This window comes from Streptomyces megasporus (assembly GCF_000718985.1).
Taxonomy (GTDB): Bacteria; Actinomycetota; Actinomycetes; order Streptomycetales; family Streptomycetaceae; genus Streptomyces; species Streptomyces megasporus.
On the sequence record NZ_JODL01000012.1, the window covers coordinates 1 to 25,658 of the forward strand.

The 25,658-nt window shown below is 72.0% G+C and carries 15 protein-coding genes, 1 tRNA gene and 1 rRNA gene; 14 read left to right on the forward strand and 3 right to left on the reverse strand.

The genetic code is table 11. From position 1 onward, the window contains the following. The 3 genes from rrf to IF47_RS0112135 form a co-directional block, all read left to right on the forward strand. Nucleotides 1–96: ribosomal RNA gene (rrf, locus tag IF47_RS28705) — 5S ribosomal RNA — on the forward strand; the annotation flags it as partial. Nucleotides 97–197: 101 nt separating this feature from the next. Further along, the gene (locus IF47_RS0112130) at nt 198–908 is read left to right on the forward strand and encodes a DegT/DnrJ/EryC1/StrS family aminotransferase (protein WP_078591762.1); all 711 of its coding nucleotides are present in this window, start codon (nt 198–200) and stop codon (nt 906–908) included. 84 nt (nt 909–992) lie between these two features. Beyond that, nucleotides 993–1,065, forward strand: a tRNA-Thr gene (locus tag IF47_RS0112135). A gap of 75 nt (nt 1,066–1,140) precedes the next feature. On the opposite strand, the gene IF47_RS0112140 is transcribed toward IF47_RS0112135, so the two are convergent. Next, nucleotides 1,141–3,774 (reverse strand): SpoIIE family protein phosphatase, encoded by a 2,634-nt coding sequence (locus IF47_RS0112140; RefSeq protein WP_031508718.1) that lies wholly within the window; start codon nt 3,772–3,774, stop codon nt 1,141–1,143. 433 nt (nt 3,775–4,207) lie between these two features. On the opposite strand from IF47_RS0112140, the gene IF47_RS0112145 reads away from it, so the two are divergent. The 8 genes from IF47_RS0112145 (at nt 4,208) to IF47_RS0112180 (ending at nt 17,711) form a co-directional block, all read left to right on the forward strand. Then, the gene (locus IF47_RS0112145; protein ID WP_078591763.1) at nt 4,208–9,676 is read left to right on the forward strand and encodes a HAMP domain-containing protein; all 5,469 of its coding nucleotides are present in this window, start codon (nt 4,208–4,210) and stop codon (nt 9,674–9,676) included. A 249-nt stretch (nt 9,677–9,925) separates the two neighbouring features. Further along, nucleotides 9,926–10,603, forward strand: coding sequence for a response regulator (locus IF47_RS0112150; protein WP_031508720.1), 678 nt, complete (start codon nt 9,926–9,928; stop codon nt 10,601–10,603). Between the two features lie 135 nt (nt 10,604–10,738). Then, a complete protein-coding gene (locus IF47_RS0112155; RefSeq protein WP_051717553.1) occupies nt 10,739–13,504 on the forward strand; it encodes a DNA translocase FtsK in 2,766 nt (921 codons plus the stop codon). Nucleotides 13,505–13,692: 188 nt separating this feature from the next. Then, complete coding sequence (locus tag IF47_RS0112160; RefSeq protein ID WP_031508722.1) at nt 13,693–14,499, forward strand: helix-turn-helix domain-containing protein; 807 nt, start codon at nt 13,693–13,695, stop codon at nt 14,497–14,499. A gap of 49 nt (nt 14,500–14,548) precedes the next feature. Next, nucleotides 14,549–16,042 carry a 30S ribosomal protein S12 methylthiotransferase RimO gene (gene rimO / locus IF47_RS0112165; protein WP_031508723.1) on the forward strand — a complete coding sequence of 498 codons (1,494 nt, stop codon included), beginning with the start codon at nt 14,549–14,551 and terminating at the stop codon, nt 16,040–16,042. Next, nucleotides 16,039–16,695, forward strand: coding sequence for a CDP-diacylglycerol--glycerol-3-phosphate 3-phosphatidyltransferase (gene pgsA / locus IF47_RS0112170; RefSeq protein WP_031508725.1), 657 nt, complete (start codon nt 16,039–16,041; stop codon nt 16,693–16,695). Before rimO ends, pgsA begins: the two co-directional genes overlap by 4 nt. Next, complete coding sequence (locus tag IF47_RS0112175; protein WP_031508726.1) at nt 16,685–17,233, forward strand: CinA family protein; 549 nt, start codon at nt 16,685–16,687, stop codon at nt 17,231–17,233. Before pgsA ends, IF47_RS0112175 begins: the two co-directional genes overlap by 11 nt. A 94-nt stretch (nt 17,234–17,327) precedes the next feature. Beyond that, nucleotides 17,328–17,711 (forward strand): helix-turn-helix domain-containing protein, encoded by a 384-nt coding sequence (locus tag IF47_RS0112180; RefSeq protein WP_031508727.1) that lies wholly within the window; start codon nt 17,328–17,330, stop codon nt 17,709–17,711. A 244-nt stretch (nt 17,712–17,955) separates the two neighbouring features. On the opposite strand, the gene IF47_RS0112185 is transcribed toward IF47_RS0112180, so the two are convergent. Then, nucleotides 17,956–18,753 carry an Fpg/Nei family DNA glycosylase gene (locus IF47_RS0112185; RefSeq protein ID WP_031508729.1) on the reverse strand — a complete coding sequence of 266 codons (798 nt, stop codon included), beginning with the start codon at nt 18,751–18,753 and terminating at the stop codon, nt 17,956–17,958. A 91-nt stretch (nt 18,754–18,844) separates the two neighbouring features. Continuing rightward, nucleotides 18,845–23,611 (reverse strand): Lhr family helicase, encoded by a 4,767-nt coding sequence (locus tag IF47_RS0112190; RefSeq protein WP_031508731.1) that lies wholly within the window; start codon nt 23,609–23,611, stop codon nt 18,845–18,847. 105 nt (nt 23,612–23,716) lie between these two features. On the opposite strand from IF47_RS0112190, the gene IF47_RS0112195 reads away from it, so the two are divergent. Genes IF47_RS0112195 through IF47_RS0112205 form a run of 3 tightly spaced genes read left to right on the forward strand, consistent with a single transcriptional unit; the run spans nt 23,717 to nt 25,657 of the window. Next, complete coding sequence (locus IF47_RS0112195) at nt 23,717–24,568, forward strand: AraC family transcriptional regulator (protein ID WP_031508732.1); 852 nt, start codon at nt 23,717–23,719, stop codon at nt 24,566–24,568. Nucleotides 24,569–24,578: 10 nt separating this feature from the next. After that, nucleotides 24,579–25,352: an AzlC family ABC transporter permease gene (locus IF47_RS0112200; RefSeq protein ID WP_031508734.1), complete on the forward strand. Its 774-nt coding sequence runs from the start codon at nt 24,579–24,581 to the stop codon at nt 25,350–25,352. Further along, the gene (locus IF47_RS0112205; RefSeq protein WP_031508735.1) at nt 25,349–25,657 is read left to right on the forward strand and encodes an AzlD domain-containing protein; all 309 of its coding nucleotides are present in this window, start codon (nt 25,349–25,351) and stop codon (nt 25,655–25,657) included. The genes IF47_RS0112200 and IF47_RS0112205 overlap by 4 nt, the downstream gene beginning before the upstream one ends. Nucleotide 25,658 lies beyond the last annotated feature (1 nt).

The following is a 25,658-nucleotide window of genomic DNA, read 5'->3' on the forward strand; positions in this document are numbered from 1 at the left end:
GAAACGCCCGGTTACATTCCGAACCCGGAAGCTAAGCTCTTCAGCGCCGATGGTACTGCACGGGGGACCGTGTGGGAGAGTAGGACGCCGCCGAACAAACTTTGAGAAGGCCGTGGTTCCCGGATGTCATTCCGGGAACCACGGCCTTTCTGTGTTCTGTTACCGGGAGTTCACGTGGCGCCGCCAGTATCGCCGTCATGGGGACGACGACGCTGGGCAGCACGCTGCGGGCAAGGCTCGAGGAGCAGCACATAGGCATCGGGGACGAGGTCGTCGTACCCGCCTACTGCGACGGTGAGGTGGCCGCGGCGGTCCAGGAGGTCGGAGCGCTGCCGGTCTTCGCCGACATCGAGACGGAAAGCCTCTGCATCGCCCCCGCCTCCGTCGCCGCGGTGTTGACCGAGCGGACCGCGGCCGTGATCCCCGTACACCTCTTCGGACACCCGGTGGACATGGTGTGTCTGCGGGCGCTGGCACAGCAGCACGAGGTGAAGGTGATCGACTCGGCGGAGGAGTCGGCGGTCTCCTCGGTGGAAGCCGCACGACGCCGGCAGCACGCGGAGTTCCTGAACGCGCGGCTGAACGGTGTGATCGTTCCGCGGACCGCGACCGGTGTACGGCACGCCTACGAGCAGTACGTGGTCCGGGTGCCGGGGAACGGACGGCCCGACCGGGACGCCTTCCAGCACGCGCTGAGGGCGCGTGGCGTGCAGTGCCACGTACCGGTGAGGACGCCTCTGTACCGGCTGCCGGAGTTCCGGGCGGACGTCTGGCTGCCCGAGGCCGAGCGGGCGGCGGACGAGTGCCTGGCGCTGCCGCTGGACGCGGCGATGACCCGTCGTGACCTGCAGAGGATCGTCTCGGCCTGCAACGCCCTGGGCGGACTGCTGATGGAACCCGCCTGTTGAGGCGGTCGCGCTCCTCGGGAGCCGTGAGGGCGGAGGGTGGTCGGAAGGGCTCCGGAACTCAGGTATGATCTATTTCGCTGCCGCGCCCCAATAGCTCAGTCGGCAGAGCGTCTCCATGGTAAGGAGAAGGTCTACGGTTCGATTCCGTATTGGGGCTCAGCGAGTTGAGAACGACGAGGCCCCCGCCGGATGGCGGGGGCCTCGTCGTCATTCGTTCCTTCGCCCCGTGACATCACTCGGGAACGCGCATCGCGAGGATCGCCATGTCGTCGGAGGGGGCGTCCGCCGCGAAGCGTTCCACGGCGCGCATGATGCGTGCGGCGACGGCACCCGCGGTCAGCCCCGTACACGTGGTGAGGACGTCCGCGAGACCCTCGTCCCCCAACATGCGGGCGCCTTCGCGGCGTTCGGTCACCCCGTCGGTGACGCACAGCAGGACGTCGCCCGGATCGAGGGTGACCGTCTCCTCGAACAACTCCAGGTCGTCCAGCACGCCGAGCAGTGGCTGCGGTTCGGCGGCCGGCTCGACGCTGCCGTCCTGACGCAGACGCAGCGGCAGCGGGTGGCCCGCACAGACGACCTTCAAGGTCGCGCCGCCCTCCGGCTTCGGCCACAACTCGCCGTAGAGCAGGGTGAGGAAGCGACTGCGGGCGCCCTCGTCGAGGATCGCGGCGTTGAGCCGTTCCAGAACGGCCGGGCCGCCGAACCCCTCACGGGCCAGCAGGCGCAACGCGTGGCGGGCCAGGCCGGTCACCGCAGCGGCCTCGGGGCCGGTGCCGCAGACATCGCCGATGGCGAAGCCGTACGCGCCGTCGCGGATGGGGAAGACGTCGTAGAAGTCGCCGCCGACCTCGTTGCCCTCGCCCGCGGCGCGGTAGATGACCTCGACCTCGACGCCCGGCACCTCGGGCAGTTCGGGCGGCAGCAGGCTGCGCTGGAGGGACTGGCTGATGGCGGTCCGCTCGCTGTAGAGCCGGGCGTTGTCCAGGGCGAGCGCGGCCCGGCGGGAGAGATCCTCGGCCAGCTCCAGGATCTCCTGGCGGAAGCGTTCCTCGGTCGGCTTGCCCAACGTCAGCATGCCGATGACGCGGTTGCGGGCCACCAGGGGCAGGACCACCGTCTCCCCGCCGACCGCGGCGGCGGTGGCGAGGGTGGTGCCGGCGACGCCCGTGGGGGGACGGTCGCCGGAGAGGCCGGCCTGATCCAGCCCCAGGCTGCGCAGGGAGGTGCGCAGGGCCGCGGAGTGCGCCGCGTCGCCCGGAGCGGTCCACACCCGGGCGCCGGGGGTGGGCACCGGATCGGGCGGGGGAACCTTGGTCAGCAGGGCCTTGAGACCGTCGATGCGATCCTCGTCCTCGTGCAGCACGTAGGAGAGTTCGGGCTCGGAGGACTGGTCGGCGATGGTGTAGACGGCGCACCAGGAGGCGAGGGTGGGTACCGTCATCTGGGCCATCAGGGCGAGGGTCTGGTCGCGGTCGAGAGTCCCGGCGAGCAGGTCGGAGGCCTCGACGAGGAAGGACAGCGAGCCGCGGCGCAGCCTCTCCAGTTCGGTCAGCCGCGCGGACTCCACGGCGAGCGCGATCCGGTCGGCGGCGAACTGCAGGCGCAGGGCCTCCTCGTTGGTGTAGCGGCCGGACGCCTCGGCGGCGACGCCCAGGGAACCGGTCAGCCGTCCCTCCACCTTCAACGGGACGGTGACGACCGAACGCATCCCCGTGCCCTCCAGCAGGGGCACCGCGCCCGGCACGGCGGTGAGGTCCTCGTGGACCGAGGGCATCCGGGCCGAGCCGTACCGTCCGCTGCCCGCCTCGACGGGGACACGGGCGAAGCGCTGGCGGGCGGACGGCAGTCCGGTGGTGGCGCGGACCTCGAGCTCGGTCTCGTCGTCCGTGGCCAGCAGGAGGAACGCGGCGTCGCCGTCGAGCATGTCGCGGGCCCGTTCGACGGTGCGCTGGAGAAGCCCGTCGAGGTCGTCCGGAGGGGGCGAGCCGATGAAGGTCTCGAAGGGATCGGCGGTGCGGTCGCGGCTCTCGGACGCGTTGGCGGTGTCGGACGCCGTGCCGCGCGCCGGGGACTGGAGCACCGCGCGCTCGTGGTCGCGCACCAGGAGGCAGACGGTGGAGGGTTCGCCGTCGGCGTCGCGGACGCGCAGGTGCGAGGCGTAGACCGGGATCGTGCGACCGTCCGCGCCGCGGACGCCGTATGAGCCCTCCCAGCGGGAGAGGGTCAGCGCCTCGGCGATGCCGGTGCCGGTGCCGGGAGTGTGGGGCCAGGCGGCCAGGTCGGTGAGGGGCTTGCCGACGACCTGCTCGGCGGTGTAGCCGAACAGCTCGCGGGCGTCGTCGTTCCAGGAGGAGACGGCACCGGCACGGTCGACCTGCACCACGGCGACGCGGACCCGGGTGTCGGTGGCGGGCAGGGCGTCGTCGGGGAGCGCGGGGCCGGCGCTGCGGGTGCCGACCGGGCGTTCGGGGAGGTCGAGACGGAACCAGACGCGCTTGTCGGTGGAGGTGTACTCCACGCCCCAGCGGTCGGCGAGCGAGGCGCACAGCAGCAGGCCGCGTCCGCCCTCACGGTCGGGATCGCCGAAGTGGTGGCCCAAATCCTGGACGGGCAGGCCCCGGTCGGGGTAGCGATCGGCGACCTCGACGCGCACGCTCCCGTCGCCGTCGCGCAGGCACAGGACGTCGGCGGCGGTTCCGGCGTGGACGACGGCGTTGGTGACCAGTTCGCTGGTGAGGACCACCGCGTCGTCGATGATGTCCGCCAGCCCCCAGCCCTGGAGGGTGTCGCGCACAAAGGCGCGGGCGGCCGCGACCGAGCGTCCGACCGGCTCGAAGGTAGCCGCAGCTCGCGCCGTGATCACTGTTCTCCCCATGGCTCTGTCGTCGGCGTTGTGGGTGTTGCCGGCGTTGTTGGTGTCGTCGGCGCCGTGGACGCCGTGGACGTCGGTGCCGTCCGCGCGCGCCGGCGCCGAAGATGTGCGCTGGGCACCCACCGCCGCCGCGGCCAGCCCCTGTCCGGCACTCGCCTCGTCCACCGCAGCGCCCCTCCGTTGCCCGTCGTGATCACGTACCATCGCGGCCCCGGCGGACCGGGACGGATGGACAGCCGGATGCCAGGTTACTTACGTTCGCAGTGCGAGCGGGCCCCGGATGCGGGTGTTTCCCCCTTGGGGCGATCGGTCGGCGGTGTGCGATGCTGCCGAACTGTTATCACCTGGTTCCACCAGGGTGAAACACTGGGAACGCTCGAAGGGAATGCCCGGGCGGAACGTTCGATCCAACGGGAGGGACACGGTGCAGTCTGGCGGAGCGGCGCGAGGCGCCGGCACGCGCACGAGGAGCGGACGGTCCCGGGCGAACGGGACGATCGAGGTGGAGGCGGCGGCGGTCAACCGTCTGCTGACCGCTCTCGAGGCGATGCGGGACGGGAACTTCCGTAAACGCCTCACGGTGACCGGCGACGGTCCGATGGCCGAGATCGCGGCCGTCTTCAACGAGGTGGCCGATCGGAACCTCCACCTGACCAGCGAGCTGGCCCGGGTGCGCAGGGTGGTCGGCAGGGACGGCAAGTTGACCGAGCGGCTGGAGACCGGGCCCTGTGAGGGGGCCTGGGCCGCGGCCATCGACGCGTCGAACGCCCTGGTGGACGATCTCGCACGGCCCGTCTCGGAGGTCGGCCGGGTGCTGTCGGCGGTGGCCGAGGGCGACCTGGAGCAGCGGATGGACCTGCGGTTCCAGGGATCGGACGGGGCGACGCACCCTCTGCGGGGCGAGTTCCTGAAGGTGGGCCGCACGGTCAACGGGCTGGTCGACCAGCTCTCGACGTTCACCGACGAGGTGACGCGGGTCGCCAGCGAGGTGGGCACCGAGGGCAAGCTGGGCGGTCAGGCGCGGGTGCGCGGCATGTCCGGCTCCTGGAAGGACCTGACGGACTCCGTCAACACCATGGCCTCCCGGCTGACCGCCCAGGTCCGCGACATCGCGCTGGTGACGACGGCGGTGGCCAAGGGCGACCTGTCCCGCAAGGTCACCGTGCACGTGGCCGGCGAGATGTTGGAGCTGAAGAACACCGTCAACACGATGGTGGACCAGCTCTCCGCCTTCCAGTCCGAGGTGACGCGGGTGGCGCGCGAGGTCGGTACCGAGGGCCAGCTCGGCGGCCAGGCGCGGGTGCCGGGCGCGGGGGGCGTGTGGAAGGACCTCACCGACTCCGTCAACACGATGGCGGGCAACCTCACCTCCCAGGTGCGCGAGATCGCGCGTGTGACGACGGCGGTCGCCAACGGTGACCTGTCGCAGAAGGTCACGGTGAACGCGCGCGGCGAGGTGGCCCAGCTCGCCGACACCATGAACACGATGACCGAGACGCTGCGGACGTTCGCCGACGAGGTGACGCGCGCGGCCCGCGAGGTGGGCACCGAGGGCATCCTCGGCGGTCAGGCGCAGGTTCCGGGGGTGGCCGGGACGTGGAAGGACCTGACGGACTCGGTGAACACCGCGTTCCGCAACCTGACGGCCCAGGTGCGGGACATCGCGCAGGTGACGACGGCGGTGGCGCGCGGTGACCTGTCGCAGAAGGTCACGGTGGACGTCTCCGGCGAGATGCTGGAGCTGAAGAACACCGTCAACACGATGGTCGACCAGCTCTCCGCCTTCGGCGCCGAGGTGACCCGGGTGGCACAGGAGATCGGTGTCGAGGGCGAACTGGGCGGTCAGGCGCAGGTTCCGGGAGCGGCCGGGACGTGGAAGGACCTGACGGACTCGGTGAACACCGCGTTCCGCAACCTCACCGGCCAGGTCCGCAACATCGCGCAGGTGACGACGGCGGTCGCCAACGGCGATCTGTCGCAGAAGGTCACGGTGGACGTCTCCGGCGAGATGCTCCAGTTGAAGAACACCGTCAACAGGATGGTCGACCAGCTCTCCGCCTTCGCCGAGCAGGTCACCCGGGTGGCCCGGGACGTGGGCACCGAGGGACGGCTGGGCGGCCAGGCGCGGGTCGACGGCGTCTCCGGCACCTGGAAGGACCTCACCGACTCCGTCAACTCCATGGCGGGCAATCTCACCGCCCAGGTCCGCAGCATCGCGCAGGTGACGACGGCGGTGGCGCGTGGTGACCTGTCGCAGAAGATCGAGGTGGACGCCCGGGGCGAGATCCTGGAGCTGAAGAACACCCTCAACACGATGGTGGACCAGCTTTCGTCGTTCGCGGAGCAGGTCACCCGGGTGGCGCGCGAGGTGGGCACCGAGGGGCGGCTGGGCGGTCAGGCGCAGGTGCCCGGAGTGGCCGGCGTGTGGCGTGACCTGACCGACTCGGTCAACGGCATGGCGGGCAATCTCACCGCCCAGGTGCGCAACATCGCGCAGGTCGCGACGGCGGTGGCGCGTGGTGACCTGTCGCAGAAGATCGAGGTGGACGCCCGGGGCGAGATCCTGGAGCTGAAGAACACCCTCAACACGATGGTGGATCAGCTTTCGTCGTTCGCGGAGCAGGTGACGCGAGTGGCGCGCGAGGTGGGCACCGAGGGCATCCTCGGCGGCCAGGCCGAGGTGGAGGGCGTCTCCGGCACCTGGAAGGACCTCACCCAGTCCGTCAACGGGATGGCGAACAACCTGACCTCCCAGGTGCGCAACATCGCCGAGGTGACCACCGCGGTCGCCCGGGGTGACCTCTCCAAGAAGATCACCGTCGACGCCAAGGGGGAGATCCTCGCCCTGGTGACGACCGTGAACACGATGGTGGACCAGCTTTCGTCGTTCGCGGAGCAGGTCACCCGGGTGGCGCGCGAGGTCGGTACCGAGGGCCAGCTCGGCGGTCAGGCCCACGTGCCCGGGGTCACGGGCATCTGGAAGGACCTCAGCGAGAACGTCAACCTGATGGCGTCCAACCTCACGGGTCAGGTGCGGAACATCTCCCAGGTGGCGACGGCGGTCGCCAACGGCGACCTGACCAAGAAGGTCACCGTCGAGGCGCGCGGCGAGGTGGCCCAGCTCGCCGACGCCGTCAACACCATGGTGACGACGCTGTCGTCGTTCGCCGACGAGGTGACGCGGGTGGCGCGCGAGGTGGGCACCGAGGGCATCCTCGGCGGTCAGGCCCACGTGCCCGGGGTGTCGGGCACCTGGAAGGACCTGACGGAGTCCGTGAACTCGATGGCCTCCAACCTCACCGGTCAGGTCCGCAACATCGCGATGGTGACCACCGCGATCGCCAAGGGCGACCTCACCAAGAAGATCGACATCCAGGCCCGGGGCGAGATCCTCGAACTCAAGAACACCGTCAACACGATGGTGGACCAGCTCTCCGCCTTCGGCGCGGAGGTGACCCGGGTGGCCCGCGAGGTGGGCACCGAGGGGCGGCTGGGCGGTCAGGCGCGGGTCGACGGCGTCTCCGGCACCTGGAAGGACCTCACCGAGTCGGTGAACGAGATGGCGGGGAACCTGACCCGCCAGGTGCGTGCCATCGCCGCGGTCGCCGCCGCGGTGACCCGCGGCGACCACGGCGTGAAGATCGACGTGGACGCCGCGGGCGAGATCCTGGCGCTCCAGGACAACGTCAACACCATGATCGCCACCCTGCGCGAGACCACGCTCGCCAACCAGGAGCAGGACTGGCTCAAGGGCAACCTCGCCCGGATCTCCGGTCTGATGCAGGGCCGCCGCGACCTGGCGGACGTGGCGCGGCTGATCATGAGCGAGCTGACTCCGGTGGTCTCCGCCCAGCACGGCGCGTTCTTCGTGGCCGCGCCGACCGGCGGCGGCCCGGAGATCGGGGTGGGGGCGAGCGAGGACGGCTCGTACGAGCTGCGGATGATCGGCAGCTACGGCTACTCCCCGGGCACCATGCCCACCACCTTCCGTCCGGGCGAGTCCCTGATCGGCACCGCGGCGGAGGAGAAGCGCACGGTCCTGGTCGAGCACGCCCCGCCCGGCTACCTGAAGATCTCCTCGGGGCTCGGCGAGGCGCCGCCCGCCCATGTGATCGTGCTGCCGCTGCTGTTCGAGGACCAGGTGCTCGGCGTCATCGAACTGGCCTCGTTCCAGCCCTTCACCCAGATCCAGAAGGACTTCCTGAACCAGATCGCCGAGATGATCGCCACGAGCGTCAACACGATCAGCGTCAACACCAAGACCGAGCTGCTGCTGAAGCAGTCGCAGGAGCTGGCCGAGCAGCTCCAGGAGCGCTCGATCGAGTTGGAGAGCCGCCAGCGGGCGCTCCAGGCGTCGAACGAGGAGCTGGAGGAGAAGGCCGAGCTGCTCGCCAAGACCAATCGCGACATCGAGATCAAGAACTCCGAGATCGAGGACGCCCGGCAGGTCCTGGAGGAGCGCGCCGAGCAGCTCGCGGTCTCGATGCGCTACAAGTCGGAGTTCCTGGCGAACATGTCGCACGAGCTGCGCACCCCGCTCAACTCGCTGCTCATCCTCGCCAAGCTGTTGGCCGACAACGCCGAGGGGAACCTGACTCCCAAGCAGGTGGAGTTCGCCGAGACGATCCACGGCGCCGGCTCCGACCTGCTCCAGCTCATCAACGACATCCTCGACCTGTCGAAGGTCGAGGCGGGCAAGATGGACGTCAGCCCGACCCGCATCGCGCTGGTGCAGCTCGTGGACTACGTGGAGGCGACGTTCCGGCCGCTCACCGCGGAGAAGGGGCTCGACTTCTCGGTGCGGGTCTCGCCGGAGCTGCCCCCCACCCTCCACACCGACGAGCAACGGCTGCTCCAGGTGCTGCGCAACCTGCTGTCGAACGCGGTGAAGTTCACCGACAGCGGCGCGGTGGAGCTGGTGATCCGTTCGGCCAAGTCGGACGTGCCGGAGTCGATCCGCGAACAGATGCTGGAGTCCGGCACGCTGCGCGACCCGGATTCCGACATGGTCGCCTTCTCGGTGACCGACACCGGCATCGGCATCGCGCAGAGCAAGATGCGCGTGATCTTCGAGGCCTTCAAGCAGGCGGACGGCACGACCAGCCGCAAGTACGGCGGCACCGGGTTGGGCCTGTCCATCAGTCGGGAGATCGCACGACTGCTCGGCGGCGAGATCCACGCGGTCAGCGAGCCGGGCCGGGGCTCGACCTTCACCCTCTACCTGCCCCTGGCGCCGGCCGAGCTGCCGCCCCCGGGCTACCCGCAGGCCGGCGGCGTCCCGGAGATCGCCCCGGTGTTCGAGGGCGAGCCCGGAGCCGAGGGCGAGGAGGAGACGGGCCGGGAGGCGGAGGGCGCGCTGGACGTGCCCGCCGCCGAACGCGCCGCCGCGGAGCTCGCCTCCCGCCGCCGTACGGTGCCGTTGCCGGAGCGGGACACGGACCGGGACCGTCCGGGCGTGGAGGAGGTGTGGCCGAGCGGCGACCGGAAGACGGAGGGAGGACGCCCGGGGGTCGCCTTCGACGGGGAGAAGGTCCTGATCGTCGACGACGACATCCGCAACGTCTTCGCGCTCACCAGCGTGCTGGAGCAGAACGGCCTGCAGGTGCTCTACGCCGAGAACGGACGCGAGGGCATCGAGGTGCTGGAGCAGCACGACGACGTGGCGGTCGTCCTGATGGACATCATGATGCCCGAGATGGACGGGTACGCGACGACCGCGGCGATCCGGCGGATGCCCCAGTTCGCCGGGCTGCCGATCATCGCGCTGACGGCGAAGGCGATGAAGGGGGACCGGGAGAAGAGCATCGAGTCCGGGGCCTCCGACTACGTCACCAAACCGGTGGACACCGATCACCTGCTGTCCGTCATGGCGCAGTGGATGCGTGGGGAGTGATGTGGGATGGTTCCGGGGCGCGGGCGCGAGGCGTGCCGACCGGTTGGTGCTCATTACGTGTGAAGTGCTGTATTGGGGGAACCTTCGGGTCTCTCACAGCGTTTCACCTACGTGCACAGTGACATCTCGGTGACAGGGTGTGGTGGGCCGCGAGGTGGGGCTACCATGACCGGCACAAGGACGGGCGGCGCAAAGGAGTCGTTGCCAGTGGCGGCGTCGAGGACGCTGTCGGGGCGAGGAGGACGGGCCATGGTGCAGAAGGCCAAGATCCTCCTGGTCGATGACCGGCCGGAGAATCTTCTGGCGCTGGAGGCCATCCTCTCCGCGCTGGACCAGACACTGGTGCGGGCATCGTCAGGGGAGGAGGCGCTCAAGGCGCTGCTCACGGACGACTTCGCGGTCATCCTGCTGGACGTGCAGATGCCGGGCATGGACGGTTTCGAGACCGCCGCCCACATCAAGCGGCGCGAGCGTACCCGGGACATCCCGATCATCTTCCTCACCGCGATCAACCACGGCCCGCACCACACCTTCCGCGGCTACGCGGCCGGTGCCGTCGACTACATCTCCAAGCCGTTCGACCCGTGGGTGCTGCGGGCGAAGGTGTCGGTGTTCGTCGACCTGTACATGAAGAATGTCCAACTGCGCGAGCAGGCGGCCCTGCTCCGGCTCCAACTGGAGGGCCGGGACGCGGGCGAGGACGGCGCCAAGGGGCCCTCGGGCCTGCTGGCCGAACTCTCCGCCCGCCTGGCCGCGGTGGAGGAGCAGGCGGAGGCGCTCTCCAAGCACCTGGACGAGTCCGCGGACGCCGCGGCGGTCGCGACGGCGGCCCACCTGGAGCGCAAGCTCACCGGCCTGCGGCGGGCGCTCGACGCCCTGGAGCCGGGCAACGACGGCCGGACGACCTCGCTGCCGTCGCAGAACTGACGTTCGAGCAGGGCGGTCGCCCGGACGGATCGGAAGCCGGCGGGGCGTCAGGTGTTCCCCGGTGGCGGCACACTCGTCCCACCGGTCCCACGGCCGGCCGTGTCCGGTGGGACGGTCGCGGGTAACCTCGGCATCATGGCCTCACGTACGTCCGGCAAGGCCGCCAAGAAGGCGCCCGCGAAGAAGGCTCCGGCCAGGAAGCCCCCGGCATCGAGGTCCGCCGCGCCCAAGAAGCCACCGGCCAGGAGGGCGGCGGCGAAGAAGACGGCGGCCAAGGCGCCCCCCAGGCCCGCGCCGTCACCCACCAACGGCGTCTACCGCCTCGTCCGCGCGCTGTGGCTCGGCCTCGCGCACACCGTCGGCGCGCTGTTCCGAGGGATAGGTCGCGGCGCCAAGGGGCTGGACCCGGCGCACCGCAAGGACGGGCTCGCCCTGCTGCTGCTCGGCATCGCCCTGGTGGTCGCGGCCGGCACCTGGTCCAACCTGCAGGGGCCGGTCGGCGACCTGGTCGAGATGCTGGTGACCGGCGCCTTCGGACGCCTCGATCTGCTGGTGCCGGTGCTGTTGGGCACCGTCGCCGTGCGGCTGATGCGGCATCCGGAGAAGCCGGAGGCCAACGGACGGATCGTCATCGGGCTCTCCGCGCTGGCGATCGGCGTGCTCGGACTGGTGCACATCGCCTGTGGCGCCCCGGGACGCGGCGAGGGCGACGAGGCGGTGCGGGACGCGGGCGGCATGATCGGCTGGGCCGTGTCCAAGCCCCTGATCTTCACCGTCAGCGAGGCGCTGGCCGTTCCCCTGTTGTTGCTGCTGACCGTCTTCGGGGTGCTCGTCGTCACCGCCACACCCGTCAACGCCATCCCCCAGCGGCTGAGGCAACTGGGTGTACGGCTGGGCGTGGTGGCGGAGGACGACGGACGGCGCGACGGGTACGACGAACGCGACGGGTACGACGGGTACGGGGCGTACGACGACCCCGGGGAGGACGAGCCCCGGCCGCGACGGGCGAACCTCCGCAAGGCGGACGACGACGCCTTCCGGGCCGAGAAGGAGGCGCTGGACAGCCGTCGCCGCTCCCGCCGCTCGGCACCGGCCCCCGACGGCTTCCCCGACGCGGTGGACGTGGCCGCCCAGGCCGCCGCCCAGTTGGAGGGGGCGATCCTGCACGGCGTCCATCCCTCGCCGTTGGTCGCCGACCTCACCAGCGGAGTCAGGGCCGACCGGGAGGAACGCGAGCACACCGGCACCCCGACGGCCGGGCCGTCCCCGACGGCTCCGACGGTTCCGCGGGAGCCGGAGGCCCCCGCGCCCGGCAGGCAAGGGGCACGGCCGACGGAGCGGAGCTCCGTGCCGGACCTGACCAAGGCCGCGGCCGAACCCGCCGAATCCCTGCCGCCGCGCGCCGAACAGCTCCAGCTCGCCGGGGACATCACCTACCGGCTGCCGCCGCTGGACCTGCTGCGGCGCGGCGGTCCGGGGCGCACCCGCAGCGCCGCCAACGACGCGGTCGTCGAGGCGCTGAGCACCGTCTTCTCGCAGTTCAAGGTGGACGCCTCCGTCACCGGCTTCACCCGCGGCCCGACGGTCACGCGCTACGAAGTGGAGCTGGGCCCCGCGGTCAAGGTCGAGAAGATCACCGCGCTGGCCAAGAACATCGCCTACGCCGTCGCCAGTCCGGACGTGCGGATCATCAGCCCGATCCCCGGCAAGTCGGCGGTCGGCATCGAGATCCCCAACACCGACCGGGAGATGGTCAACCTCGGCGACGTGCTCCGTCTGGCGGAGGCCGCGGGCGACGACCACCCGCTGCTGGTCGGTCTCGGCAAGGACGTCGAGGGCGGTTACGTCACGGCCAACCTGGCGACGATGCCGCACGTCCTGGTCGCGGGCGCGACCGGGTCCGGAAAGTCCTCCTGCATCAACTGCCTGATCACCTCGGTGATGGTCCGCGCCACCCCCGAGGAGGTCCGGATGGTGCTGGTGGACCCCAAGCGGGTCGAGCTGACGGCCTACGAGGGCATCCCTCACCTGATCACCCCGATCATCACCAACCCGAAGAAGGCGGCCGAGGCCCTGCAGTGGGTCGTGCGCGAGATGGACCTGCGCTACGACGACCTGGCCGCCTACGGCTTCCGGCACATCGACGACTTCAACGCGGCGGTGCGCGCCGGCAAGGTGAAGGCCCCCGAGGGCAGCGAGCGGGAGCCGACCCCGTACCCCTATCTGCTGGTCATCGTGGACGAGTTGGCCGACCTGATGATGGTGGCCCCGCGCGACGTGGAGGACGCGATCGTGCGGATCACGCAACTGGCGCGGGCCGCGGGGATCCATCTGGTGCTGGCCACACAGCGCCCCTCCGTGGACGTCGTCACCGGTCTGATCAAGGCGAACGTGCCCTCGAGGCTGGCCTTCGCCACCTCCTCCCTCGCCGACAGCCGGGTCATCCTCGACCAGGCGGGGGCCGAGAAGCTGATCGGCAAGGGCGACGGTCTCTTCCTGCCGATGGGGGCCGGGAAACCCACCCGTATGCAGGGCGCCTACGTCACGGAGGAGGAGGTCGCGGCCGTCGTGGCGCACTGCAAGGAGCAGATGGCCCCGGTCTTCCGCGACGACGTCCTGGTCGGGCAGGGCAAGAAGAAGGAGATCGACGAGGAGATCGGCGACGACCTCGACCTGCTGTGCCAGGCGGCCGAACTGGTGATCAACACGCAGTTCGGCTCCACCTCGATGCTCCAGCGGAAGCTGCGTGTGGGCTTCGCCAAAGCGGGCAGACTGATGGATCTGATGGAGTCCCGTGGAGTGGTCGGTCCCAGCGAGGGTTCAAAGGCGAGGGACGTGCTGGTCAAGCCGGACGAGTTGGACGACGTGCTGGCGGTGATCCGGGGCGAGACTCACTCGTAGGGGTGAGCAGGGCAACCGTTTCCCCTGGTCGAACGTCAACTCGGAGGAGGGCGCGGTCATGTGTTCACCGATGGGTGGCAAGGCCATCCCTATGGCGGACAGACCCCCTCCGCCCGCTTGCCCGACCCTTCCGCCTCCGCTCTAGACTGAACATCCAGCAGGTGGCTACACGCTCGAAAGGCGCCCCCGTGTCCATCGGCAACTCCTCCCCAGAAGACCGGCTTTCCGTCGGTCAGGCGATCCAGCAAGCCCGTATCGAAGCGCGACTGACGGTGGACGAGGTCAGCGCGACCACCCGCATCCGCGTCCCGATCGTGCACGCCATCGAACAGGACGACTTCTCCCGCTGCGGAGGCGACGTCTACGCCCGCGGCCACGTCCGCACGCTCGCCAAGGCCGTCGGCCTCGACCCCGACGAACTGGCGGCCCAGTACGAGGCCGAGCACGGCGGGCGTCCGGAGCCGACCCCGGCGGCGGCCCTCTTCGAGGCGGAGCGCATCCGTCCCGAGCCGAGCCGTCCCAACTGGACCGCGGCCATGGTCGCCGCGATCGTGGCGGTGGTCGGTTTCGTCGGTTTCACCCTCTTCAGCGACGGCGACGAACAGGCACGCACCCCGGTGGCCGGGGAGGACGCCCCGGACTCCGTCGACCGACCCGATCCGGGCAAGCCCGCCGACCCCAAGCCCGAGCCGGAGCCGTCCGGCTCCGAAAGCGCCATCGCCGCCGTCCCGGCGGACAAGGTCACGGTCAAGCTGGTCGCCGAGAAGGGCAACAGTTGGATCTCGGCCGAGGACCACAACGGACGGCTGCTCCACGAGGGCGTGCTCAAGGAGGGCGACTCCAGGACCTTCACCGACGACAAGCGGATCGACCTGGTGCTCGGCAACGCCGGGGCGGTCACCCTCTTCGTCAACGGCAAGGAGGTCGACAAGGTCGGCGAGGTCGGCCAGGTGCAGCGCGTCAGCTACACCAAGGGCGACCCCGAGCAGGGATGATCAAGCCCTGACGGCGGGAGGGGCGGTGGGGACGAAGTAGGCTGAGGCCATGCCCGAACGCCGTACCGTCGCCCTCGTCACCCTTGGCTGCGCACGTAACGAGGTGGACTCGGAGGAGCTCGCAGGCCGTCTGGCGGCGGACGGCTGGGAGCTCGTCGAGGACGCCGCCGAAGCGGACGTGGCCGTCGTCAACACCTGTGGTTTCGTCGAGGCCGCCAAGAAGGACTCCGTCGACGCCCTGCTGGAGGCCAACGATCTGAAGGACCACGGCCGGACGCAGGCCGTGGTCGCCGTCGGCTGCATGGCGGAGCGCTACGGCAAGGAACTGGCCGAGGCGCTCCCCGAGGCCGACGGCGTGCTCGGCTTCGACGACTACGCCGACATCTCGGAGCGGTTGGGGACCATCCTCGCCGGGGGCGCGCACGTCCCGCACGCCCCGCGCGACCGGCGCAAGCTCCTGCCCATCAGCCCGGTCGAGCGCCAAGGCGCCGCCGTCGCGCTGCCCGGCCACGGGGAGGTCGCCGCGACCGCCCCCGCCGACCTCCCCGAAGGGGTGGCCCCGGCCTCCGGACCGCGGGCGCCGCTGCGGCGCAGGCTGGGGAGCAGCCCGGTCGCCTCGGTGAAGCTGGCCTCCGGCTGCGACCGTCGGTGCTCGTTCTGCGCCATCCCCTCCTTCCGGGGGGCCTTCGTCTCCCGCCGCCCCTCGGACGTGCTGACCGAGACCCGGTGGCTGGCCGAGCAGGGGGTGAAGGAGATCATGCTGGTCTCCGAGAACAACACCTCCTACGGCAAGGACCTGGGCGACATCCGACTGCTGGAGACGCTGCTGCCCGAGCTGGCCGCCGTGGACGGCATCGAACGGGTTCGGGTGAGCTACCTCCAGCCCGCCGAGATGCGCCCCGGTCTGATCGACGTCCTGACCGGCACCGAGAAGGTCGCGCCCTACTTCGACCTCTCCTTCCAGCACTCGGCTCCCGGAGTGCTCCGCGCCATGCGGCGCTTCGGCGACACCGACCGCTTCCTGGAACTGCTGGAGACCATCCGCGCCAAGGCGCCCCGGGCGGGCATCCGGTCGAACTTCATCGTGGGCTTCCCCGGCGAGAGCGAGGCCGACCTCGCCGAACTGGAGAGGTTCCTGATCGAGGCGAGGCTGGATGCGATCGGCGTCTTCGGGTACTCGGACGAGGAAGGCACCGAAGCGGCGACCTACGAGGACAAGACCGACCCGGAGGTGGTGGCCGAACGCCTGGCCCACATCTCACGACTCGCCGAGGAACTGACCGCGCAGCGCGCGGAGGAACGCATCGGCGAGACCGTACGGGTGCTGGTCGAGTCGGTGGGCGAGGAGGACGGCCCGACGGGACGCGGGGAGCACCAGGCCCCCGAGACCGACGGGCAGACCTTCCTCACCGGCGTCTCGGGGCTCTCCGTGGGGCAGATGGTCGAGGCGAAGGTGGTGGCGACCGAGGGTGTGGATCTCGTTGCCGAGCCGTCCCGGGATGTCGAGTGGGGGCGGCCCGAGAGTGAGGAGGCGGGAACATGACGGACGTCCACGCCTCCACGGCGAGCGGTGGACCTGTGGTGAGACCGAAGAGCGGCCCGAAGAGCGGTGTTGTCCGCAAGGTGAGCCTGTGGAACATCGCGAACATCCTCACCATGGTGAGGCTGCTCCTGGTGCCGGGCTTCGTGTTCCTGATGATCGCCGACGGAGGGCACGACCCGGCCTGGCGCTCCCTCGCCTGGGCGGCCTTCTCCACCGCCATGATCACCGACCTCTTCGACGGCGAGTTGGCGCGGCGATACAACCTGGTCACGGACTTCGGCAAGATCGCCGATCCGATCGCGGACAAGGCGATCATGGGCGCCGCGCTGATCTGCCTCTCGGCACTCGGAGATCTGCCCTGGTGGGTGACGGGCGTGATTCTCTTCCGAGAGATCGGCATCACCCTGATGCGCTTCTGGGTGATTCGGCACGGCGTCATTCCGGCCAGCCGCGGCGGGAAGATGAAAACCCTCGCCCAAGGGGTCGCCGTGGGAATGTACATCCTGGTGCTGACCGGGCCGCTGGCCACACTGCGCTGGTGGGTGATGGCGGCGGCCGTGGTGCTGACGGTCGGCACCGGCTTGGACTACGTACGGCAGGCGGTGGCCCTGAGGCGGGCCGGACTGGCGGCGGAGCACGCCCATGAGCAGTGACACGACCACCAAGCAGGCGTTGAAGCTGTTGGCGGACCGGGGGCAGACCGTCGCGGCCGCCGAGTCGCTGACCGGAGGTCTGGTCGCCGCCGAACTGACCGAGGCCCCCGGGGCCTCGGTGACCGTACGGGGGTCGGTGACGTCCTACGCCACCGCCGTCAAGCACGAGGTGCTGGGCGTGGACGGGGACCTGCTGGAGGAGCAGGGCGCGGTCGACGGCGAGGTGGCCCGCCAGATGGCGGCGGGCGTCCGGCGGCTGCTGGGCGCCGACTGGGGCGTGGCGACGACCGGGGTGGCCGGTCCCGAGCCCCAGGACGGGCAGCCGGTCGGCACGGTCTACGTCGCGGTCGCCGGGCCGGGCGGACCGGGACGGGAGCCCCGCACCGTGGCGCGCCGGCTGAGTCTGGACGGCGACAGGAAGGAAATTCGCGACAAGAGCGTTCAGGCGGTCCTCCGACTGCTCTTGAGCGAACTCATGGAAAATGCGGCGACAAAGGATACGGAACACAGTGGGGGGAATGGATGTTTGCAGCCCTGAGTGAACACAGCATCGCTCCCCGCACGGCCGCGGTTGTAGGCGGTACGGTGGGGCATGAAGGATCCGGGTCAGCGGTCCTAGGAGGGAGCCACCGATGATTCTGCTCCGTCGCCTGCTGGGTGACGTGCTGCGTCGGCAGCGCCAGCGCCAGGGCCGTACCCTGCGCGAAGTCTCCTCGTCCGCCCGGGTGTCACTCGGTTACCTCTCCGAGGTCGAGCGGGGTCAGAAGGAGGCTTCCTCCGAATTGCTCGCGTCGATCTGTGATGCGCTGGACGTGCGGATGTCCGAGCTCATGCGAGAGGTCAGTGACGAGCTGGCACTCGCGGAACTCGCGGAGTCCGCTGCGAGCGACACGGTGCCCGCGCCGATGCGTCGTCCCGTTCTCAATCCGGTGTCCGTGACGTCCGTCACCGGACGCCCGGACGAACGAGTGACGATCAAGGCGCCGACGGAAGCCGTCGACGTCGTCGCCGCCTGATCGACGCGGTCCGGGGCACACGCCGGAAAGCCGGTACGGGCCCGGTCCGATCGCACACCGCGCGTTCCGGACCGGGCCCGAGACGGCAGTGGCGTGCCGTCCACGGCCGCGAGAGCGCCCGGTGGTGGGGTGTGGGTGCCCACCGGGTGGACGAAGGACGCGGACGGGCACCGATTCGGTCGAGGGTACGGTCGGGTGCGGCACTGCCCACCGAGGGATGCCCCACGCCCCGGCGGGCCGGCGGTCACGGTGGAGCCGGCCCCGTCTGACAGCGGGGGCACCAGTACGCCACCCGCTGCTGGTCGGACGGGTCCGGCGTCCGTTTGCGGATGTCGCCGCCGCAGCGCAGGCACGGCCTCCCCGCCCGGCCGTACACCCACAGACTCCGATCGCTTCGGACATCGCCGGTGGTGACGCGCAGGGAGCGCTCCTTGTTCACCTCCAGCAGCTTCCTCGCCAGGGAGGGCAGCCGCTCGGGCGCGGGCACCTCGCCCATCGGGAGCCAAGGGGTCACCCGCGCCAGGAAGCACAGCTCCGCCATGAAGATGTTGCCGATACCGGCGAGGTTGCGCTGGTCGAGCAGGGCCTCGCCGACCGGGCGGGCCGGGTCGGCGAGCAGGCGCCGCAGGGCCTCCCGGGGATCCCAGTCGGGACCGAGGAGATCCGGTCCGAGGTGGCCGACCACCCGTTCCTCGTCGGCGGTGCGCAGCAGGTCGAGGACGGGGAGGCGGTAGCCCACCGCGGAGCGGGAGGCGGTGGCGAGGACCGCGCGGATCTGGTGGCCGGGCCCGCCGCTCCAGCGTTCACCGGGCGCGTAGACGCGCCAGGCACCGTCCATCCGCAGGTGGGAGTGGAGCGTCAGGCCGCCCTCGAAGCGGGTGAGGAGGTGCTTGCCCCGCGCGATGGTCTCCAGCACCTCGCGGCCGGTGAGGTCGACGGTGGCGAGCTTCGGCACGCGCAGGTCGCCGCGGACCACGGGCGCACCCGAGAGCGCCCGGTGCAGCCGCCGGGCGGTGCGCCAGACCGTGTCTCCCTCGGGCACCGTGATCCGCCCTCCCTCGTCGTCGCCCGTGTCCGTGACCTCTCCACCGACCTCTCCACTGTGGCACGCCCTTGCGCACCACCGGACGCCGTCACGCGCGCATCCGCAGCCCCCGCGGGGTGGTGTGGAAACCGGCGGCCTCCAGCGCGTGACCGAGTGGGGAGCCCAACACGGGGGAGCCGTTGGCGCGTTCGACGGTGAGGGTGCCCACCATGCCCCGGCGCGTGGCGTGGGCCAGGGCCTCGACGGCGGCGTCCAGCATCGGCCCCTCGGTCCGCCAGGCCAGGAGCGTCTTCCCGCCGCGCTCCAGGTAGAGGACCAGTTCGCCGTCGACGAGGACCACCAGGGAGCCCGCCTTCCGGCCCGGCTTGTGGGCGGCGGCGCGGCCCGGCGCGGAGCCGTCGGTGGAGACCGTCGGGGGATCGGGCCACGGCAGAGCGGCACCGTAGGCGTTGGCGGGGTCGGCGGCGGCGAGCACGGCCGTTCGGGGACGGGCCCCCTCCGGCTTCTCGCGGGCGGTGTCGATCGCGCGGAGCCGGTCCACCGCCCCGTCCATGGCGAACTGCGCCGCGCCCAGCCCCTCCACCACGTAGCCGCGCCGGGCCTGGCCGCTCTCCTCGAAGACCGACAGCACGCGGTACGCGGCCGAGAAGCCGCCCTCCACCCCCTCGGCGGCCACGGCCCCCCGGGTGACGACGCCGTGCCGGTCCAGGAGGGTGCGGGCCAGGGCATGGGCGCGGTGGGTGGGGTCGGTCTCCCGTTCGGGCAGCAGCGACCAGCGGCCCGCCACGGTCGGGGGGCCGGTCCGGGAGGCGGTGGGACGGAGGGAACGGGACGCCGAGACCGCCGAGACCGCCGAGGCCGCCGAGGCCGCCGAGGACAGAGCCGTCAGGGAGCCGTACCGGCCTCGGGGCGTGGCCCGCCTGGCGCGGTGCGCCGTGGCCCCCGCGGTGCGACCGGAGCCGAGCAGGGCGCGCAGGGGGGCGAGGGTGTCGTTGGTGAGCCGGCCGGACCAGGCCAGTTCCCAGAGGGCCTCGGCCAGCTCCGGATCGGTCGCTTCGTGCCCGGCGGCTCGGACCCGTTCGGAGATCTGCCGGAAGAACAGTCCGTACCCGCCCGAGAGCGCCTCCAGGATCGCCCGGTGGACATCGGTGGGCTCCAGCGGATGCGGAGGGGGCAACAGCAGGGGCGCGGTGTCGGCGAGCAGGAGCCGGACCCAGCCGTCCTTGCCGGGCAGCGCGCCGGCACCCGCCCAGAGCACCTCCCCGGTGGTGGTCAGCTCGTCCAGCATCGACGGGTGGTAGTCGGCGACCCGGGACGGCAGGACCAGTTTCTCCAGGGCGGAGGCGGGCACGGGGACGCCCTGCACCTGCTCGACGGCGCGCAGCAGTCCGTCGACGCCGCGCAGTCCTCCCGAGCCCAGGTGCTGCCACTGGGGGAGGAAGGCGGCGAGCGCGGCGGGCGGCACCGGCTCCAGCTCCTGGCGCAGCGCGGCCAGGGAACGGCGGCGCAGCCGCCGCAGGACGGTGGGCTCGCACCACTCCTGCTCCACCCCCGAGGGATGGAACTCGCCCTGGACCAGGCGGCCGGAGGCCGCCAACCGGTGCAGGGCGCCGTCGACGATCGCCGTGCCCAGGCCGAGGCGTTCGGCCGCTCGGGCCGTGGTGAACGGGCCGTGGGTACGGGCGTACCGGGAGAGCAGGTCGCCGAGCGGGTCGGGGACGGGCTCGGTGAACGCCTCGGGGACGCCCACGGGCAGTGCCGTGCCGAGGGCGTCGCGCAGCCGTCCGGCGTCCTCGATCGCCGCCCAGTGCTCCCGGCCCGCGACACGGACCCGGATGGCGCGTCGGGCGTGCTCCAACTCCCGCGCCCACCGCGGCTCGGCACCCCGCTCGGCCAGTTCGTCGTCGGTGAGGGGGCCCAGCACGCGCAGCGCGTCGGCGACGCCCTCGACGTCCTTGACCCGGCGGACGCCATCGGGGTCGGGCAGCCACTGCAGCTCGCGCTCCAGCTCGGCCAGCACCTCCGGGTCGAGCAGTTCGCGCAGCTCGCTGCGGCCCAGCAGCTCGGCCAGCAGCCGGGAGTCCAGGGAGAGCGCGGCGGCCCGGCGCTCGGCGAGGGGGGAGTCGCCCTCGTACAGGTACTGCGCGACGTAACCGAACAGCAGGGAACGGGCGAACGGGGACGGCTCGGGTGTGGTGACCTCCACCAGACGCACCCGGCGCGCCTCGACGTCGCCCATCAACTCGGCGAACCCGGGCACGTCGAAGACGTCCTGGAGGCACTCGCGCACGGCCTCCAGCACGATCGGGAAGGACCCGAACTCGCTCGCCACCTGCAGCAGTTGCGCGGCGCGCTGACGCTGCTGCCACAGCGGGGTGCGCTTGCCCGGATCGCGGCGGGGCAGCAACAGGGCGCGGGCGGCGCACTCGCGGAACCGCGAGGCGAACAGGGCCGAGCCGCCGACCTGGTCGGTGACGACCCGCTCCACCTCGTCCTTGTCGAACAGGACGTCGGCGGCGCCGACCGGCGGCTCCTCCGACCCGTACCCCGCGGCGTCGGACTCCGGGCCGGGGCCCGTGTCGAAGAGCGCGTCGGAGTCGAACCCCAGCAGATCGGTGTCGGGCAGACGCAGCACGATGCCGTCGTCGGCGTGCATCACCTGCGCGTCCATGCCGAACCGCTCGCTCAGCCGCGCGCCCAGCGCCAGGGCCCAGGGGGCGTGCACCTGGGCGCCGAAGGGGGAGTGGACGACGATCCGCCAGTCGCCCAGCTCGTCGCGGAAGCGCTCCACGACGATCGTGCGGTCGTCGGGGACGTGGCCACAGGCCCGTCGCTGCTCGTCGAGGTAGGCCAGCACGTTGTCGACGGCCCAGTCGTCCAGCCCGGCCGCGGCCAGCCGCTCCCGCGCGGCCTCGGGCGGCAGACCGCCCACCTCGCGGAGGAACGCGCCCAGTGCGCGACCCAGCTCCAGCGGGCGGCCGAGCTGGTCGCCCTTCCAGAACGGCAGCCGTCCCGGCACTCCGGGGGAGGGGGAGACCAGCACCCGGTCACGGGTGATGTCCTCGATCCGCCAACTGGTCGTGCCGAGGGTGAACACGTCGCCCACCCGCGACTCGTACACCATCTCCTCGTCCAGTTCCCCGACGCGGCCACCGCCCTTCTTCGGATCGGCGCCCGCGAGGAAGACGCCGAACAGCCCGCGGTCGGGGATCGTCCCGCCCGAGGTGACCGCCAGCCGCTGGGCTCCCGGACGCCCGGTGACGGTGTGGGCGACGCGATCCCACACCAGGCGGGGGCGGAGTTCGGCGAAGGCGTCGGAGGGGTAGCGGCCGGCGAGCATGTCCAGCACAGCGGTGTACGCCGACTCCGGCAGCGAGGCGAAGGGCGCGGCGCGCCGGACGACCGCCAGCAGCTCGTCGACGTCCCAGGTGTCCATGGCGGCCATGGCGACGAGTTGCTGGGCCAGCACGTCCAAGGGGTTGGAGGGCACCCGCAGGGCCTCGATGGCGCCCTCGCGCATCCGCTCGGTGACGACCGCGGCCTGGACCAGATCGCCGCGGTACTTGGGGAAGACCACCCCGGCCGAGACCGCGCCCACCTGGTGCCCCGCGCGACCCACCCGCTGGAGCCCGGAGGCGACCGAGGGCGGGGACTCGACCTGGACCACCAAGTCCACCGAGCCCATGTCGATGCCCAGTTCCAGACTGGAGGTGGCCACCACGGCCGGCAGCCGGCCCGCCTTGAGGTCCTCCTCGACCTGGGCCCGCTGCTCCTTGGAGACCGATCCGTGGTGGGCGCGGGCCAGCACCGGCGGCGCGTCCCCGGCGGACCCCGATCCCCCCTCCCCCGGACTCCGTCCGGGAGGTGCCCCCAGCTCGGCCGGCGAGCGGTGCTCGGGTGCCGGCTCGCCGCCGGCCCGTTCGTACGCGATCTCGTTCAGCCTGTTGCACAACCGCTCGGCCAGTCGGCGGGAGTTGACGAAGACGATCGTCGAGCGGTGGGCCTGGACGAGGTCGGCGATCCGCTCCTCCACGGACGGCCAGATCGACGGACGGTCCCTCTGACCGCCGGGGCCCTCTCCGCCGGAGTCCCCGGGTGGCGCCCCGCCCAGTTCGCCCATGTCCGGCACGGGCACCACGACCGACAGGTCGAACTCCTTGCCCGAGGGCGGCTGCACGACGCGCGCACCGCGCCGCGGGGAGAGGAACCGGGCCACCTCGTCCACCGGGCGGACCGTGGCCGACAGGCCGATCCGCCGGGCCGGGCGGTCCAGCAGCTCGTCCAGTCGCTCCAGGGAGAGCGCCAGGTGGGCGCCGCGCTTGGTGCCGGCCACGGCGTGCACCTCGTCCAGGATCACCGTCTCGACGCCGCGTAGGGCCTCGCGGGCGGAGGAGGTGAGCATCAGGAAGAGCGATTCGGGCGTGGTGATCAGGATGTCCGGGGGGCGTCGGACCAGCGCCCGGCGTTCGGCGGCCGGGGTGTCCCCGGAGCGGACGCCGACCCGGATGTCCGGTTCGGGCAGCCCCAACCGCGCCGATTCCTGCCGGATGCCGGTCAGCGGGCTGCGCAGATTCCGCTCCACGTCCACCGCCAGCGCCTTCAGCGGTGAGACGTACAGCACCCGGCAGCGGCGGACCGGGTCCGCCGGCGGGGGTGTGGCGGCCAGCCTGTCCAGGGAGGCGAGGAAGGCGGCCAGCGTCTTGCCGGAACCGGTCGGGGCGACGACCAGCACGTCGCTGTCCTCGGCGAGCGCCCGCCAGGCGCCCTCCTGGGCGGCGGTGGGCGCGTGGAACGCCCCCGCGAACCACGCGCGGGTCGCGGGGGAGAACATGTCGAGAGCGGGTGCCCGGTCCATGGGTCCATCGTGCACCCCGCCACCGACACCGCCCCGACTCCGTCACCGCCGTCGCAGGTGGGGCCACGGCCGGGGCCGTTGTGCGGGGCCGAGCACAATGGGGTCATGGGCACGGAGGAGTGGGCACGGCACTGGCGGTACGAGCGGTTGCCGGACACGGACCTGCTGCGTGCCCGGTACATCCGGCACACCTTCCCGCCGCACGCCCACGGTGGCTACGTGCTCGCCGCCGTCACCGGCGGGGTGGAGGAGGTGGGGTTGCCGGGGGGCGTCCTGCGGGCCGGCGCGGGGTCCGTCGTCATGATCAATCCGGAGGTGGCGCACACCGCGCGGGCCGGGACGCCGGACGGGTGGTCCTACGCCACGCTCTACCCGGCGGCCGACACGGTCGCCGCCATCGCGGCCGAGACCACCGCCGTCCGGGGCACCGTGGGGTTCGCCGAGTCCCTGGTGCACGACCCGGAGGCCGCGCGACTGATCACCGGGGTGCACCGGGCCGCCGAACGGGGCGACGCCCTGGCCGCCGACACCCTGCTGCGCGTCGCCGTCACCCGGCTGCTGCGGCTGAGCGGCGGCCCGCTCCCGGCGCGCACGGTCCGCACCGCGGGCGCGCGCAATGCCGCGCGGGCGCGCGAGATCCTGGTGGAGCGCATGACGGACCCGCCCACCCTGGAGAGGCTCGCCGCGGAGCTGGGCACGAGCCCCTTCTCGCTGCTGCGCGCCTTCCGGGAGCGGTACGGCATGCCGCCGCACGCCTGGCTCACCAGCGCGCGGGTCCGCCGCGCGCGCCGCCTGCTGGAGGAAGGGGTGCCGCCCGCCGAGGCGGCCACGGCCGTCGGGTTCGCCGATCAGCCACACCTGGGACGGCACTTCCGCCGGATCGTCGGGGTGCCTCCCGGCGCCTACCAGCGCGAACGCGCAAGAACGTACAAGACCGAGCGGAAAGATCGCCCGTAGCATCGGATCCGTGCCAGAACGGACCCAGACCACCCGAACAGACAGGGAAACCCCACCGGCCGTCCCCGCGGAAACCGGGACGGCCGTCGTCGAGGGCCCGCCCGCGAGCGACGACCGCGCCGTCGTACGGGACGCGCTCGGCGTCGGCGTGGCCGTCGGACTCTCCGGCTTCGCCTTCGGGGTGACCGCCGCCGGCGCCGGGCTCGACCTCGCCCAGACCTGTGCGCTCAGCCTGCTGGTGTTCACCGGCGCCTCGCAGTTCGCCCTGGTCGGAGCGCTCGCCGCGGGCGGCAACCCGCTCACCGCCGCGGCCGGGGCCTTCTTCCTCGGCATCCGCAACGCCTTCTACGGGCTGCGGCTGTCCACGCTGCTGCGGCTGCCGCGCGCGGTGCGTCCGTTCGCCGCCCAACTGGTCATCGACGAGAGTTCCCTGGTCGCGCTCGCCCAGCGCGACAGGCGGTCCGCCCGGATCGGGTTCACCGTCACCGGCGTCACCCTCTATCTGCTGTGGAACCTCACCACGCTGTTCGGCGCGCTGGGCGCCGCCGCGCTCGGCGACACCGACGCCTGGGGGCTGGACGCGGCCGGTCCCGCCGTCTTCCTGGCACTGCTGGCCCCCATGCTGCGCACGACGGTGGAGCGTGCCACGGCGGGGTTGGCGGTGCTGTTGGGTCTGGGGTTGCTGCCGGTGCTCCCCGCCGGCGTCCCGGTGCTGGTGGCGGCGCTGGCCGCCCCCTCGGTGCTGCTGGTGCGCGGGCGACGGGGCGAGGAGGGGGCCCGATGAGCGTGTGGGGTGCGATAGCGGTGACGGCCGTCGGCTGCTACCTCGTGAAACTGCTCGGCCTGTCGGTGCCGGCCGGGGCGCTGGAGCGTCCGCTGGTGCGGCGGCTGGCGGCCCTGCTGCCCGTGGCCCTGCTGGCGGCGCTCACCGCGCAGCAGACCTTCGGCGGCGACGGCGGCGCGCTGGTGGTCGACGCCCGCGCCGCCGGGGTGGGGGCGGCGGCGGTCGCCCTGGTGCTGCGCGCGCCGTTCCTGGTGGTGGTGGCCGTCGCGGTCGTGGTCACCGCGGGGGTGCGGGCTCTGGGGTAGG

What these genes read in the sequence shown, in the direction of transcription:
- rimO (WP_031508723.1), top strand. Translation starts at nt 14,549, where the DNA reads ATGCCCGAACGCCGTACCGTCGCCCTCGTCACCCTTGGCTGCGCACGT.
- IF47_RS0112175 (WP_031508726.1), top strand. Translation starts at nt 16,685, where the DNA reads ATGAGCAGTGACACGACCACCAAGCAGGCGTTGAAGCTGTTGGCGGAC.
- pgsA (WP_031508725.1), top strand. Translation starts at nt 16,039, where the DNA reads ATGACGGACGTCCACGCCTCCACGGCGAGCGGTGGACCTGTGGTGAGA.
- IF47_RS0112130 (WP_078591762.1), top strand. Translation starts at nt 198, where the DNA reads ATGGGGACGACGACGCTGGGCAGCACGCTGCGGGCAAGGCTCGAGGAG.
- IF47_RS0112150 (WP_031508720.1), top strand. Translation starts at nt 9,926, where the DNA reads ATGGTGCAGAAGGCCAAGATCCTCCTGGTCGATGACCGGCCGGAGAAT.
- IF47_RS0112155 (WP_051717553.1), top strand. Translation starts at nt 10,739, where the DNA reads ATGGCCTCACGTACGTCCGGCAAGGCCGCCAAGAAGGCGCCCGCGAAG.
- IF47_RS0112190 (WP_031508731.1), bottom strand. Translation starts at nt 23,611, where the DNA reads ATGGACCGGGCACCCGCTCTCGACATGTTCTCCCCCGCGACCCGCGCG.
- IF47_RS0112205 (WP_031508735.1), top strand. Translation starts at nt 25,349, where the DNA reads ATGAGCGTGTGGGGTGCGATAGCGGTGACGGCCGTCGGCTGCTACCTC.
- IF47_RS0112195 (WP_031508732.1), top strand. Translation starts at nt 23,717, where the DNA reads ATGGGCACGGAGGAGTGGGCACGGCACTGGCGGTACGAGCGGTTGCCG.
- IF47_RS0112180 (WP_031508727.1), top strand. Translation starts at nt 17,328, where the DNA reads ATGATTCTGCTCCGTCGCCTGCTGGGTGACGTGCTGCGTCGGCAGCGC.